13 protein-coding genes are annotated in these 14,583 nt (G+C 70.5%); 10 read left to right on the top strand and 3 right to left on the bottom strand.

Annotated features, from left to right (window positions below; translation table 11 throughout):
- The 3 genes from VK611_13120 to nadA form a co-directional block, all read right to left on the bottom strand.
- Positions 1-1,008, bottom strand: a 1,008-nt coding sequence (locus VK611_13120; protein HMG42272.1) for an FtsX-like permease family protein, incomplete at its 3' end; no start/stop codon positions are given.
- Between the two features lies 1 nt (position 1,009).
- Positions 1,010-1,732 (bottom strand): ABC transporter ATP-binding protein, encoded by a 723-nt coding sequence (locus VK611_13115; GenBank protein HMG42271.1) that lies wholly within the window; start codon positions 1,730-1,732, stop codon positions 1,010-1,012.
- A gap of 93 nt (positions 1,733-1,825) precedes the next feature.
- The gene (gene nadA, locus VK611_13110; GenBank protein ID HMG42270.1) at positions 1,826-2,920 is read right to left on the bottom strand and encodes a quinolinate synthase NadA; all 1,095 of its coding nucleotides are present in this window, start codon (positions 2,918-2,920) and stop codon (positions 1,826-1,828) included.
- Positions 2,921-3,109: 189 nt separating this feature from the next.
- Here nadA and VK611_13105 point away from each other — a divergent pair, with 189 nt between their 5' ends.
- The 10 genes from VK611_13105 (at position 3,110) to VK611_13060 (ending at position 14,580) form a co-directional block, all read left to right on the top strand.
- Positions 3,110-3,640, top strand: a complete 531-nt coding sequence (locus VK611_13105; GenBank protein HMG42269.1) for a DinB family protein — start codon at positions 3,110-3,112, stop codon at positions 3,638-3,640.
- 146 nt (positions 3,641-3,786) lie between these two features.
- Entirely contained in the window at positions 3,787-5,655 is a 1,869-nt protein-coding gene (gene uvrC, locus VK611_13100; GenBank protein ID HMG42268.1) for an excinuclease ABC subunit UvrC, read from the top strand.
- A gap of 76 nt (positions 5,656-5,731) precedes the next feature.
- The gene (rapZ, locus tag VK611_13095) at positions 5,732-6,592 is read left to right on the top strand and encodes an RNase adapter RapZ (GenBank protein HMG42267.1); all 861 of its coding nucleotides are present in this window, start codon (positions 5,732-5,734) and stop codon (positions 6,590-6,592) included.
- Positions 6,593-6,627: 35 nt separating this feature from the next.
- Positions 6,628-7,503 carry a gluconeogenesis factor YvcK family protein gene (locus VK611_13090; GenBank protein ID HMG42266.1) on the top strand — a complete coding sequence of 292 codons (876 nt, stop codon included), beginning with the start codon at positions 6,628-6,630 and terminating at the stop codon, positions 7,501-7,503.
- Between the two features lie 66 nt (positions 7,504-7,569).
- Positions 7,570-8,583: a type I glyceraldehyde-3-phosphate dehydrogenase gene (gene gap, locus VK611_13085; protein HMG42265.1), complete on the top strand. Its 1,014-nt coding sequence runs from the start codon at positions 7,570-7,572 to the stop codon at positions 8,581-8,583.
- A 20-nt stretch (positions 8,584-8,603) separates the two neighbouring features.
- Positions 8,604-9,728, top strand: coding sequence for a phosphoglycerate kinase (locus tag VK611_13080; GenBank protein ID HMG42264.1), 1,125 nt, complete (start codon positions 8,604-8,606; stop codon positions 9,726-9,728).
- Entirely contained in the window at positions 9,729-10,520 is a 792-nt protein-coding gene (gene tpiA, locus VK611_13075) for a triose-phosphate isomerase (protein HMG42263.1), read from the top strand.
- A gap of 360 nt (positions 10,521-10,880) precedes the next feature.
- Entirely contained in the window at positions 10,881-12,533 is a 1,653-nt protein-coding gene (locus VK611_13070) for an ABC transporter substrate-binding protein (GenBank protein HMG42262.1), read from the top strand.
- Positions 12,534-12,631: 98 nt separating this feature from the next.
- A complete protein-coding gene (locus VK611_13065) occupies positions 12,632-13,606 on the top strand; it encodes an ABC transporter permease (GenBank protein ID HMG42261.1) in 975 nt (324 codons plus the stop codon).
- Positions 13,603-14,580 (top strand): ABC transporter permease, encoded by a 978-nt coding sequence (locus tag VK611_13060; protein ID HMG42260.1) that lies wholly within the window; start codon positions 13,603-13,605, stop codon positions 14,578-14,580. Before VK611_13065 ends, VK611_13060 begins: the two co-directional genes overlap by 4 nt.
- The last annotated feature ends 3 nt before the right edge of the window (positions 14,581-14,583 follow it).

Raw genomic sequence — 14,583 nt, 5'->3', positions numbered from 1 at the left:
CTCCACCAGCCGCAGCCAGTTCTCGTCGGGATCGGAGAACCCGGTGAGCTCCTGGCTCGGGTTGGGGGTGGACGCGTCCTCGATCGTCGGGCCGACGAACAGGAAGTTGCAGGCCAGCCCGACCAGCAGCGCCACCGGGATGACCGCCGACGCCAGCCGCCGGGAGTGGCCCCGCACGTTGGCGTCGGCCAGCCAGCCGATCCGGGGCGCCAGCCGGCGGGGGACGACGCCGAGCAGCCGCGCCGCCACCGCCGCCGCCACGGGGCCGAGCAGGCCGAGCGCGGCCATGAGCACCAGGAGCGCCAGGAACGCACCGTCGACGGCGTCGGTGCCGCCGGCGGCCACGTTGACACCGAGGAGGGCGCCGGCGTCGGCGAGGGCGAGGACGCCCAGAACCGTCCGCAGCCACCCCAGACGGCGGCGCTCGGTGGCGGTGTCGCCCAGGGCCGCGGCGGGCGTGAGGCGGTTGACCCGGTGCACACCGAGCGCGCCGGCCACGACGGCGATGCCGGCCGTGGCCGCCAGGGCGACGAGGTGGGGGAGCAGGTTGGCCGGGATCTCGATGCCGGGCGCGGCGTAGCCGTGCTGCCGGAGGGCGTCGAGGAACCAGCGGGCACCCACCGTCCCGGCCAGCCAGCCGGGCGGCGTGACCGCGGCCACGACGACCAGCGCCTGCCACCGGACCAGCCGGTGGACCTGGCGGGGCGTGGCGGCGACCGTGCGGAGCAGCGCCAGGTCGGGGAGCTGCTGGCGGACCGCGAAGCCGAGGCAGTTCAGCATCACCAGCAGCGCGACGAGCATCGCCCCCTCGCCGAACACACCGGCGATGGTGCCGAGCTGGGCCTCGTCGGTGCCGGCCCCGGCCTTCAGGTGGGCGGGGGTGGCGATGTCGGCGGCGAGCAGCGACGAGAACAGGGTGATCGTGGTGACGGCCAGGAGCGCCGTGGCGGCCACGGCGACGAACGCGGTCGGTCGGGTCCGGATCTGGGCGACCGCGAGGCGGAGCACGTCAGGCTGCTCCCAGCCCGGCGCCCAGCCGCGCGGCGAGGTGGGTGGCGGAGGGGCGGTCGAGGTCGTCGACGACGGCACCGTCCTCCAGCACCACCACCCGGTCGGCGTACCCGGCCGCCAGCGGATCGTGGGTCACCATCACGCAGGTCTGGCCGATGTCGTCGACCCCGGCCCGCAGCAGCGACAGGATCTCGTGGCCGGTGCGGCGGTCGAGGGCGCCGGTGGGTTCGTCGGCGAAGACGAGCCGGGGTCGGCCGACCAGCGCCCGGGCGATGGCCGCCCGCTGCTGCTGGCCGCCGGACAGCTGGGCGGGGCGGTGGCGGGCCCGGTCGGCGAGGCCGACGTGCTCCAGGGCCCGGCGCACGGTGTCGGCGTCGACCCGGGTGCCGGCGAGCCGGCTGGGGAGCGCCACGTTCTGGGCGACCGTCATCGACGGGATCAGGTTGAAGGCCTGGAACACGAACCCCACCCGGTCGCGACGGCAGACGGCGAGCTCGCGCTCGGGCAGCCGGGAGACCTGGGTGCCATCCCACCACACCGAGCCCCGCGTGGGCCGGTCCATGCCGGCGGCGCAGTGCAGCAGGGTGGTCTTGCCCGAGCCCGACGGCCCCATCACCGCGGTGAACGTGCCGGTCCGCAGCTCGAGCGAGACGTCGTCGAGGGCCCGCACCTGGGCGTCACGGCGGCCGTAGACGTGGCTGACGGAGTCGAGTCGGATCATGCCTCGATCGTCCGCGACCAGGGTCGACACGTCGATCGAGGCTCCACCCGAACCGGGGGTTCGGGTACCCGAACCCCCGGCCGGTGGTGGCCGCTACTTCAGGTCGAGCATTCGTTCGAGGGCGACGCGGGCCTGGGCGGCGGTGTCGGCGTCGACGGTGATCTGGTTGGGCACCCGCCCGTCGACCAGCTCCTCCAGCACCCAGGCCAGGTGGGGGAGGTCGATGCGGTTCATCGTGGAGCAGGGGCAGATCAGCGGGTCGAGCGACACCACGGTCTTGTCCGGGTGCTCCTGGGCCAGCCGGTTCACCAGGTGAACCTCGGTGCCGACGGCGACGGTCGACCCGGCCGGCACCTCCTCCAGCGCCCGGATGATGTAGTCGGTGGAGCCCACCTGGTCGGCCAGCACCACGGTCTCGTGGGGGACCTCGGGGTGGACCACCACGATCCCGTCGGGGTGCTCGGCCCGGAAGGCGGCCACGTTCTCGGGCCGGAACCGCTGGTGGATCGAGCAGTGCCCCTTCCACAGCAGGAAGCGGGCGCTCTTGCAGTCGGCCTCGGTGAGCCCGCCCAGCTCGCGGCGCGGGTCCCACACCCGCATCTCGTCGAGGCCGTAGCCCATGGCGACGCCGGTGTTGCGGCCCAGGTGCTGGTCGGGGAAGAACAGCACCTTGTCGCCCCGCTGGAAGGCCCACTCGAGCACGGCCCGGGCGTTGGTCGACGTGCACACCGCCCCGCCGTTGCGCCCGACGAACGCCTTCAGCGACGCCGCCGAGTTCATGTAGGTGATCGGCACGATCCGCTCGACGTCGGTCACCTCGCCGAGCCCCTCCCACGCCTCCTCGACCTCGTCGATGTCGGCCATGTCGGCCATCGAGCACCCGGCGTTGAGGTCGGGGAGGATGACCTTCTGGTCGTCCGTGGTGAGGATGTCGGCCGACTCGGCCATGAAGTGCACGCCGCAGAACACGATGTACTCGGCGGCGGGTCGCTGCTGGGCGAGCACCGCCAGGCGGTACGAGTCGCCGCGGGCGTCGGCCCACCGGATGATCTCGTCGCGCTGGTAGTGGTGGCCGAGCACGAACAGGCGGTCGCCGAGCGTGGCCTTCGCTGTGCCGATCCGTTGGTTCAGGTCGTCTGTGTCCGCGGCGGTGTAGTCGTCCACCAGAGGGATCTGGAGCCGAAGCATGCTTTTGTCCTCCGAGGTGAGCCCTGGTGCTGGACGGTGGGGACAGCCCGGTCGCCACTCCCACGGGGATGTCGTCCCCAGGGCCTGATATGTCGCCGGTGTTTCCGGGCCGGCGTGGCCCGCAATCTATCGAGGACGGCTGGGGTTCCGACCACCGCGTGCGTCGATCGGGCCTACTTTGGGAGGGGCATGTCCGAGATCGGTACGTCACTGACGGCGGTGTTCGACTACGTGTGGGACCGGTTCACCGGCCGGCTCGCAGGCCTCACGGACGACGAGTACTTCTGGGAGCCGGTCGCCGACTGCTGGACCCTGCGGCAGGACGCCGACGGCCGCTGGGTGCTCGACGGCGGGGGTGGCTTCGGCCCGGCGCCCGACCCCGCACCCGTGACCACGATCGCCTGGCGCACGGGTCACGTGGTCGGCCTGTGCGTCGGCCGGTTCGGGGATCGGCTGTTCGGCGACGGGCAGCTGTGGGCGGGTGGGATCGACCCGCCGGGCACGACGACGGAGCTGCCCGCCTTCCTCGACGAGAACTACGCGCGCTGGCGGCCCGGGCTGGCGGCCGCGAGCGACGACGACCTCGGGCTGCCGCTGGGGCCGGCGTGGGGGATCTACGCCGAGCACAGCCGCACCGACCTGGCGCTGCACGTCCTCGACGAGCTGGTCCACCACGCCGCGGAGATCGGGCTGCTGCGCGACCTGTACGCCCGGCGTTAGCCCGAGTCGTTGGTGGTCGCGGCGGCGAGGCTGAGTCGTCTCTGATCGGTCTCCGACCACGGACGACTCGGGAACGGGGGAGCGACCACGAACGACTCGGGTCAGCCCGCGCATCCTCGACATCACCGAGCCGTAACGTGGCATCGATGGTTCAACGGCCGCCGGCAGGGACGATCCCGGACTCCCCGGGCTCCTACCAGTTCAAGGATCGTGAGGGCCGTGTCATCTACGTCGGGAAGGCACGGTCGCTGCGGTCGCGCCTGAGCAACTACTTCCAGAACGTCAGGAACCTGCCGCCCCGCACCGCGGCGATGGTGACGTGCGCCGAGACCGTCGAGTGGATCCAGGTCCGCAACGAGGTCGAGGCGTTGATGCTGGAGAACACGCTGATCAAGCAGCACCAGCCGCGCTTCAACATCCGCCTCAGAGACGACAAGAGCTACCCGTTCCTGGCCGTCACCGTGTCCGACGAGTGGCCCCGCCCGATGGTGATGCGCGGCTCCAAGCGCAAGGGCGTCCGCTACTTCGGCCCCTACGGCCACGCCTACGCCATCCGGGAGACGCTCGACCTCCTGCTCCGCACGTTCCCGGTCCGCAGCTGCTCCGACGCCAAGTTCCGCCGCCACCAGCAGCTGGGCCGCCCCTGCCTGCTGTTCCACATCGAGAAGTGCTCGGGCCCGTGCGTCGGCGAGATCGACAAGGCGAGCTACGACGTGCTGGTCGACGAGCTGCTGGAGTTCCTCGACGGCGACACCGACGCCATCGTCCGGCGCCTCGAGAACGAGATGCACGACGCGGCGTCGCTGCTGGAGTTCGAGCGCGCCGCCCGGCTGCGCGACCGCCTCACGAGCGTCCGCAAGGCCATCGAGAAGCAGCAGATGGTGGCCGAGCGCAACGAGGACCTCGACGTCGTCGGCATCGCCGAGGACGACCTTGAGGCCGCCGTCCAGGTGTTCTTCGTGCGCCGGGGGAGGGTGGTGGGCCGCAAGGGCTTCGTGGTCGACAAGGTGGAGGACGTCGGCCCCGGCGAGCTGGTGGGCGACATCCTCGAGGGCCTCTACGACGACCCGCCCCTCGGCATCCCCAAGGCGGTCCTGCTCCCCACCGAGCCCGACGACCCCGAGCTGTACGGCGACTGGCTCACCCACCTCCGCGGCTCGCGGGTCGACCTGCGGGTGCCGCAGCGGGGCGGCAAGAAGGAGCTGCAGGACACCGTCACCCGCAACGCCGCCGAGGAGTTCACCCGCCACCGCCTGCGCCGGGCGTCGGACCACAACTCCCGGGCCAAGGCGCTCAACGAGCTGCAGGACGCGCTCGGCCTGCCCGAGGCCCCGCTGCGCATCGAGTGCTACGACATGAGCCACATCCAGGGCAGCGACTACGTCGGCTCGATGGTGGTGATGGAGGACGCGCTGCCCCGCAAGAGCGAGTACCGGCGCTTCAAGGTGAAGGAGGTGCCGGGCAACGACGACTTCGCCGCCATGGAGGAGGTGCTGACCCGCCGCCTCACCGCCTACCTGAGCGAGCGGGGGCGTCCGGCGTCGGAGCGCCCGGGGAAGTTCGCCTACCCGCCCCAGCTGCTGCTGGTCGACGGCGGCAAGGGGCAGCTCGGCGTGGCCGTCCGGGTGCTGGAGGAGCTGGGTCTCGACGAGGAGATCCCGGTGGCGTCGCTGGCCAAGCGCTTCGAGGAGGTGTTCGTGCCCGGCCAGAGCGAGCCGGTGCGCATCCCCCGCGGTTCCGAGGCGCTGTACCTCCTGCAGCGCATCCGCGACGAGGCCCACCGCTTCGCCATCGCCTACCACCGCCAGCTGCGGGGCAAGCGGATGACGCAGTCGGTCATCGACGACGTCCCCGGCCTGGGGCCCACCCGCAAGACCCGCCTGCTGAGGGAGCTCGGGGGCGCGCGGGGTGTGGCGAGGGCCGGCCTCGACGACCTGAAGGCGCTCTCGTGGCTGCCCGACACCGTCGCCGAGGCGGTCTACGACACCCTCCACCGGGGGCCCGCCCGCCGGTAACCGGGCGGACCCGGGCCGCTGGGTAGAATGCGCAGGTCATGCCCATCGTCGTGCAGACGTGACGTCAGCGGGAAACTTGAGCGAGTTCGTCGTCATCACCGGTCTGTCGGGTGCCGGCCGCAGCCTGGCGGCCGACCACCTGGAGGACCTCGGCTGGTTCGTCATCGACAACCTGCCGCCGGAGCTGGTGCCCAAGGTGGTGGAGCTGGTGCAGACGCCGCGCTCGTCGATCGAGCGGGTGGCCCTGGTCGTCGGCACCGGTGCGTACCAGGACGAGGTGCTGCCGATGCTGTCGTGGCTGCGCTCGTCGGGGGCGAAGGTGCGGATCCTGTTCCTGGAGGCGTCGAACGACGCGCTGGTGCGCCGCTACAGCAACACCCGGCGGCGGCATCCGCTGTCGTCGAGCGGCGACGAGGAGCACCTGGTCGCCGCCATCGAGCGGGAGCGGGGGCTGCTCGACGAGGTGAAGGCCGAGGCCGACGTCGTCGTCGACACCAGCGACCTCAACGTCCACGAGCTGCGGCGCCGCATGCGGGTGCTGTTCGCTCCGGACGAGGAGGGCAGCGCCATGCAGCTGACGGTGCTGTCGTTCGGCTACAAGCACGGCCTGCCGCTCGACGCCGACCTGGTGTTCGACTGCCGCTTCCTGCCCAACCCCCACTGGGTCGAGGAGCTGCGGCCGCAGACCGGGCTCGACGCCCCGGTGAAGGACTTCGTGCTGGGCCAGCCGGCGGCCGGTGAGTTCCTCGACCACCTGATGGACCTGTTCGCCCAGCTCATCCCCGCCTACCTCAACGAGGGCAAGGCCTACCTCACGATCGCGATGGGCTGCACCGGCGGCCGTCACCGTTCGGTCGCCCTCGCCGAACAGGTCGCGCTCCTCCTCCGTCGCCAGGGCTACACCCCCAACGTCCACCATCGAGACGTCGAGAAGTGACCCCGGACGCGGGTCGCCGCCCGAGCATCGTGGCGGTGGGTGGAGGGCACGGGTTGGCGACGACGATCCGGGCCGCGCGGGGGTACGCGGGGTCGGTGACGGCGGTGGTCGCGACCGCCGACGACGGGGGGTCGACCGGGCGGTTGCGGAGCGCCAAGGACATGCTGGCCCCCGGGGACCTGCGGCGGTGCCTGGTGGCGATGGCGGGCATCGAGCAGCTGCCGCTGGGCCGGGCGCTGGAGCACCGCTTCGCCGGCACCGACGTGGAGGGCCACGCCCTCGGCAACCTCCTGCTGGCGGCCCTGGGCGAGGTGACCGGCGACCCCCTGGCCGCGATCGACGAGGTCGCCCGCCTGCTCGGCCTCGACCCGGCCACGGCACGGGTCCTGCCCGCCACCGTCGAGCCCGTGCGGCTCTGCGGCCGGACGGCCGGCGGCGCCCACGTCGTCGGCCAGGTGGCGGTGTCGGCCACCGACGACATCGAGCAGGTCGGCCTCGACCCGCCCGGCGCCCGGGCCCCCGCCGGCCTGGCGGAGACCGTCCTCGCCGCCGACCAGGTGGTGCTCGGCCCCGGCTCCCTCTACTCCTCGGTTCTGGCGGCGGCCGTGGTGGACGACCTGCGGGACGCGATCGCCAAGACCGACGCCCAGCGGGTGTACGTCTGCAACCTCCACGCCGACGGTGCCGAGACCGCGGGCTACGACGCCGCCCGCCACGTCGAGGCCGTGCGCGCCCACGGGATCGAGGTCGACGTGGTGCTGGTGCACTCGGGCACCACCGAGAGCCCGACCGACTTCGGGGCCGACACGGGGGTGAAGGTGGTGACCGCGGAGGTGGCCCGCCCGCACGGCCTGGCCCACGACAGCGTCAAGCTGGGCAGTGCGTTGGCCGCCCTAATGTCGTGCTCGTAAGGTGCGCTGCCAACAGCCGTCGCAGCGAAGCGTTCGCAACACAGAGAGTGAGAGAGGTCTGCTCTGATGACCATCCGCGTGGGGATCAACGGCTTCGGCCGCATCGGCCGGAACTTCTTCCGAGCGGCGAAGAAGGCCGGTGCCGACATCGACTTCGTTGCCGTCAACGACCTCGGGTCGGTCGAGACGATGGCGCACCTGCTCAAGTACGACTCGGTGCTGGGACGCTTCGACGGCGACGTCGAGGCCACCGACGACGGCATCAAGGTCGACGGTGACACCCTCAAGGTCCTGGCCGTACGCGATCCCAAGGAGCTCCCCTGGAGCGACCTGGGCGTCGACGTGGTGGTCGAGTCGACCGGCTTCTTCACCGAACGGTCCAAGGCCGCCGCCCACCTCGAGGCCGGCGCCCCGTTCGTGATCGTGTCGGCCCCGGCCGGCGGCGCGGACGCCACCTTCGTGGTCGGCGTCAACGACGACACCTTCGACCCCGCCACCCACAAGGTGGTGTCGAACGCCTCCTGCACCACCAACTGCTTCGTGCCCATGATCAAGGTGCTCGACGATGCCTTCGGTGTCGAGACGGGCCTGATGACCACGATCCACGCCTACACGGGCGACCAGAGCCTGGTCGACGGCCCCCACTCCGACCTGCGCCGGGCGCGGGCCGCCGCCATCAACCTGATCCCGGCCAGCACCGGCGCCGCCCGGGCCACCGGCCTGGTGCTGGAGTCGATGCAGGGCAAGCTCGACGGCCAGTCCGTGCGCGTCCCCGTGCCCGTCGGCTCGCTGACCGACTTCACGGGTGTCCTCGGCCGCGAGGTCACCAAGGACGAGGTGAACGAGGCGTACGCCGCCGCGGCGCAGTCGGGCCCGCTGGCCGACGTGCTCGAGTACTCGGAGGCGCCGCTGGTGTCGTCCGACATCGTGGGCTCGCCCGCCAGCTGCACGTTCGACTCCAAGATGACGATGTCGATCGGCAACCTGGTCAAGGTCTTCGGCTGGTACGACAACGAGTGGGGCTACTCGAACCGCCTGGTCGACATCACCCTCGTCGTCGGCGCCGGCAACCAATCCTGACCGGCACCGGCACCCACGCCATGAGCCTCCCCACGCTGGAGGACCTGCCGCCCCTGGAGGGGAAGCGGGTCCTCCTCCGCGCCGACTTCAACGTCCCCCTGTCCGGCGGGAAGATCACCGACGACCTGCGCATCCGCGCCGCCCTGCCCACCATCGGGTGGCTGCAGGACCACGGGGCGCAGGTCACCGCCTGCACCCACCTGGGTCGCCCGAAGGGCACGCCCGACCCTCGCTACTCGGTCGAGCCCGTCCGCGAGCGCCTCGGTGAGCTGACCGACGGCGTCGAGCTGTTGGAGAACCTGCGCTACGACCCGGGCGAGGAGGCCGACGACCCGGCGTTCGTGGCGAAGCTGATCGACGGGTTCGACGCCTACGTCAACGACGCCTTCGGGGCCTCGCACCGGGCCCACGCGTCGATCGTCGGCCCGCCCCGCTACCTCCCGTCGGCGGCCGGACGCCTGCTGGCGAAGGAGGTCGACGTGCTCCTCGGCCTCCGGAACAACCCGAAGCGGAAGTTCACGGCGATCCTCGGCGGCTCCAAGGTGAGCGACAAGCTGGCGGTGATCGGGGCGCTGCTCGGCGTGGCCGACGAGGTGCTCATCGGCGGCGGCATGTGCTTCACGTTCCTGGCCGCCCAGGGCCACCCGATCGGCGACAGCCTGTTCGAGCCCGACATGGTCGACGCCTGCAGGGCGCTGCTCGACGCCGGCCGCCCGGTGGTCCTGCCCAGCGACGTGACGGCGCTCGGCCCCGGCGGCGAGCTGTTCGCGCCCGAGAAGGGCGGTGACGTCCGCCAGGCCGGCACGTCGCTCCCGGACGGCTGGAAGGGCGTCGACATCGGCCCCGGCTCCGCCGCCGACTTCGGCGACCGCATCGCCGAGGCCCGCACGATCTTCTGGAACGGCCCGATGGGGGTGTTCGAGGATCCGCGCTTCGAAGCCGGCACCCGGGCCGTGGCCGAGGCGGTGGCCGACGCCAACGGGTTCACCGTGGTCGGGGGCGGCGACAGCGCCGCGGCCCTGGCCCAGTTCGGGCTGGACGACCGGATCGACCACGTGTCGACCGGCGGGGGAGCGTCGCTGGAGCTGCTGGAGGAGGGCGACCTGCCCGGCCTCGCCGCTCTCCGAGAAGGGATGACGAAGTAGATGGCCCAGGCCAAGCGCAAGCCGTTGATCAGCGGCAACTGGAAGATGAACCTGAACCACTTCGAGGCCACCGCGCTGGTGCAGAAGCTGGTCTACGAGCTGACGGTCGAGGACTTCGACCTGGTCGACGTGTCGATCCACCCGCCCTTCACCGACATCCGCACGGTGCAGACCTACTTCCTGGCCGAGAAGGACGCCCCGCCGATCCACATCGGTGCCCAGGACTGCCACTGGGAGGACGCCGGTGCCTTCACGGGCGCGGTGTCGCCGGCGATGCTGGCCAAGCTCGATGTGCAGTTCGTCATCGCCGGGCACTCCGAACGGCGCGAAGTGTTCGGCGAGTCCGACGAGTGGGTGAGCAAGAAGGTGCACGCCATCTTCCGCAACGGCATGACGCCCATCCTCTGTGTCGGCGAGACGCTGGAGGAGCGCGAGGCCGACGGCACCGAGGCGAAGGTGGTGGGCCAGGTGGGAGCGGGTCTCGCCGGCCTGAGCCCGGAGCAGGTCGCCGGCATGGTGATCGCGTACGAGCCCATCTGGGCGATCGGCACCGGCCGCACCGCGACGCCCGACGACGCCCAGGTCGTCTGCCAGCGCATCCGCGTCCAGGTGGCCGAGCTGTACGACCGGGAGACCTCCGACGCGATCCGCATCCAGTACGGCGGGTCGGTGAAGGCCGAGAACACCGCGGCGCTCATGGCGTGCCCCGACGTCGACGGTGCGCTGGTGGGCGGTGCGAGCCTCGAAGCCGAGAGCTTCGCGGGCATCGTGCGCTATCGCGATTGGGCGTGAGCGGGCGGGGGTAGTGAGGCCCCCGGTTCGCAATGTGGACGCGCGTCCCGTCGCGGCAGAGCAGGTTGTACGACAAAGCCCCCGATCGGTCGCGGAGTGCTCAGCCCGGTCCGAGTACAAGCTGCTGTTCAGCTAGTTGAAACGGGACATGTGTGGACAATCCTGGTAATGTCCCGCGCGCTCGTCACGTCGGTCGACCGCGGTCAACCGAGTTTCGCGGCGGGTCCCGACCAAGGGGGAGGAAGTCCGGCGGCACCGTGTGGCTCGTCGGTGTCTCCCCGCCGATCCCTCCAGGAGGTCCACTACATGAGACGACAGCGCAGGGGCTTGCAGCTCCTTGCTCTCATTCTTGGCCTGTCGATGATCGCAGCGGCATGTGGCGACGACGACGACGATGCCAGCAGCGAAGGCGATCAGGAAGCAGACGTAGCTACGCAGGAGGGCGGCGACCTCGTCCTGGGGGCCGAGCAGGAGCCCGACTGCATGGCGTGGACTCTCAGCTGCTCGGGTGCATCATGGGGCTTCTGGACGGCGCAGGTGAACACCATGCCGCGCGCGTTCGACATCGTGAAGCAGGACGACGACACCTGGGACTACGAGCCGAGCATCCTGCTCAACGGCGAGCCCGAGATCGAGCTCGATCCGGAGCAGGTCGTCACCTACTCGATCAGCGACGACGCGGTGTGGTCCGACGGTGAGCCGATCGTGTGCCAGGACTTCGTCTTCACGTGGGACCACGTGAAGAACGGTGCCGACATCTACGACCGCACCGGTTTCGTCGACATCGGGTCGGTCGACTGCACCGACGACAAGACGCCGGTGGTGACCTACGAGAACCCGTACGCGGGTTGGAAGCAGCTCTTCGGTGGCCAGTTCGGCATCCTCCCCTCGCACATCCTCGAGGGTCAGGACATCGAGGCGGCCATGGGTCGGGGCTACGAGTGGTCGGGTGGCCCGTGGGTCATCGACAGCTGGACGCCGGGCACGAGCACGGTGCTGGTCCCGAACGAGAACTGGTGGGGCGATCCCAAGCCGACGCTCGACACCGTGACCTTCCAGCTCGTGGCCGACACCTCGGCCGAGTTCGAGTCCTTCAAGGCCGGCGAGACGAAGGCGATCTACCCGCAGCCGCAGCTCGACGCCGTCGAGCAGATCGCGGCGGGCATCGAGGGGACGGGGTCGAGCATCAACGCCGACAGCACGCCGAACCTCGAGGCTCTGTGGATCAACAACGAGAAGCCGCCCTTCGATTCGCAGGCCGTGCGTCAGGCGTTCGCCTACTCGCTCGACCGCAACGCGGTCGTCGAGGCACTCTTCGGCGAGCTCGGCATCACCGAGGCCTCGCAGTCGTTCAACGCCACCATCCTGGGTGACTTCGGTGACCCGCAGGCCTTCGCCGGCTACGAGCAGGACCTCGACCAGGTCGACGAGCTCATGGAAGGCGACGGCTGGGCCAAGGGTGACGACGGCATCTGGGCCAAGGGCGGCCAGCGTGCCGCGGCCGTCTTCCGGACGACCGAGGGCAACGCCCGTCGTGAGCTGACCCAGGACGTGATCCGGGAGCAGGCCGCCGAGGCCGGCTTCGAGATCACCATCGACAACCTGGCGGCCGGTGACCTGTTCGGTCAGGCGCTGCCCCAGGGCGACTTCCAGCTGGCCCTGTACGCACAGGTGCTGACCAGCCTGGAGCCGTCGGTGAGCAGCCTGTTCCTGACGACCAACATCCCGACCGCGGAGAACGAGTTCAGCGGCCAGAACTGGACCCGCACGAACATCCCCGACGCGGACGAGCCGTTGACCGAGGTGGATCGCAACCCCGATGCGGAGGAGCGCTCGACGGCCATGGCGGACGCGGACGCGCTGCTGGCGGAGGACGCGACGTCCATCCCGCTGGACCCGCTGCCCAACCTGTTCCTGTGGAGCAACGACATCGTCGGCCCGCAGGAGGGTGAGGACAACCCCATCTTCGGTCCGTTCGCGGACATGCACACGTGGGCCCTCGCGGCTTCGTAGGTAATCGGGTCTGACCTGCCTGTGGGGCCCGGCCGAGCGCCGGGCCCCACAGCGGGCACCCAAGCTCCATCCGCTCTCGACCCCAAGGAGGAGCAACCGTGGGCACGCTCATCCTTCGCCGATTCCTCTACTCCATCCCCCTCCTGTTGCTGGGCTCGCTCATCCTGTTCTGGGCGGTGCGCACGACCGACACCTTCGACCCGACCGCGCGCCTGGCGCAGTCGCGCGACCGGACGGTGGTGCAGCAGGAGCGCGAGCGCCTCGGCCTCGACGATCCGATCATGGTGCAGTACGGCAACTGGCTCGGGGACTTCGTCACCGGCGACTTCGGCGAGAGCTCCCGCACCCGCGAGGACGTGTCGTCCATGATCCAGCGGGCGTTCGGGAACACCCTGCAGCTGATCGTCTGGGGCGTGCTCCTCTCGTCGATCGTCGCGATGTCGATCGGCGTCTACTCGGCGGTGAAGCAGTACTCGTTCGGCGACTACCTCTTCACGGGCCTCTCCTACGTGGGCATCGCCATGCCCCCCTTCTTCTTCGCCTACCTGGCGATCCACTACATAGCCGTGGAGCCGATCCAGTGGTTCAACCTGGACTCGGCGCCACTGAAGTTCGTCGGGCTGCACAGCGCCGGCCAGTCGGGCTTCAACTGGGACTACGTCCAGCACCTGATCCTCCCGGTCATGACGCTCACCGTGCAGATCGTGGCCAGCTGGACCCGCTTCCAGCGGGCGGCGACGCTCGACGTGCTGTCGTCCGACTACATCCGCACCGCCCGGGCGAAGGGCGTGCCCCGGCGGACGGTGATCCTGCGCCACGGCGTGCGCAACTCGCTGATCCCGCTGGTCACGGTGATGGCCGTCGACATCGGCCTGCTGTTCGGCGGGCTCATCATCACCGAGTTCATCTTCAACATCCCCGGCATGGGCAAGCTCTTCTACGACGCGCTGCTCAACGGTGACGCGCCCGTCATCCTCGCCTGGATGATGGTCTCCGGCGTCTTCATCCTGGTGTTCAACCTGCTGGCCGACGTCCTGTACGGCGTGCTCGACCCGAGAGTGAGGGTCTCATGATCAGCCCGGTGAGCCCCCGCGGCGACAGCGTCGAGCTCGACAGCACTGTTGCCCAGGACGCTGCCGGCGCGCCGCTGGCGCTCGAGCTCGGCATCGAAGGCGGCGACGTCTCCGGTCCGTCCGAGCCCGTGGCCCTGTCGCAGTGGCAGCTGTTCTCCCGGCGCTTCCGGCGCCACAAGTTCGCCATCGTCTCGATGTTCATCCTGGTGCTCCTGTTCGTGCTGTGCTTCAGCGCCGCCTGGATCTCCGACTTCCCGAAGGGCCAGACCGATCTGCTGGCCCGGAACGAGTCGCCCAGCGGCGAGCACTGGTTCGGCACGGACGAGGGCGGCCGCGACGTGTTCACGGACGTCCTCTACGGCGGCCAGATCTCCCTGCGCATCGGCCTCAGCGTCGCCATCGTGTCGACGATCGTGGGCACCGCGTTCGGAGCGCTGGCCGGCCTGTACGGCAAGTGGGTCGACCAGATCCTCATGCGGCTGACCGACCTGTTCCTGCTGGTCCCCCTGATCGCCGTGCTGGCGGTGGCCCTGGAGCGCTTCGGCAAGAAGCCGAACACCGTGGTGTTCGTGCTGGCCGGGCTGTTCTGGATGCAGATCGCCCGGGTCGTGCGCGGTCTCACGCTGTCGCTGAAGGAGAAGGAGTTCGTCGAGGGCGCCCGGGCTGCCGGTGCGTCCGGGCCGCGGATCGTCCTGCGGCACATCCTGCCGAACTGCATCGGGCCGATCATGGTGAACCTCACGCTGCAGATCGCGGTGGCGATCATCGCCGAGTCGACCCTGTCGTTCCTCGGCTTCGGCGTGCAACGTCCGGACATCTCGTGGGGGACCATGCTCAACGACAACCGCGACAACTTCGACGAGACCATCCACACGCTGCTGTTCCCCGGCTTCGCCATCCTGATCACGGTGCTGTGCGTGAACGCCCTCGGCGACGGCTTGCGCGACGCCTTCGACCCCCACGCCAAGCATTGAGGA

The sequence above is a fragment of the Acidimicrobiales bacterium genome (assembly GCA_035316325.1).
Taxonomy (GTDB): domain Bacteria; phylum Actinomycetota; class Acidimicrobiia; order Acidimicrobiales; family VFJN01; genus DASXTK01.
This window is presented reverse-complemented; position numbering and strand designations above follow the sequence as displayed.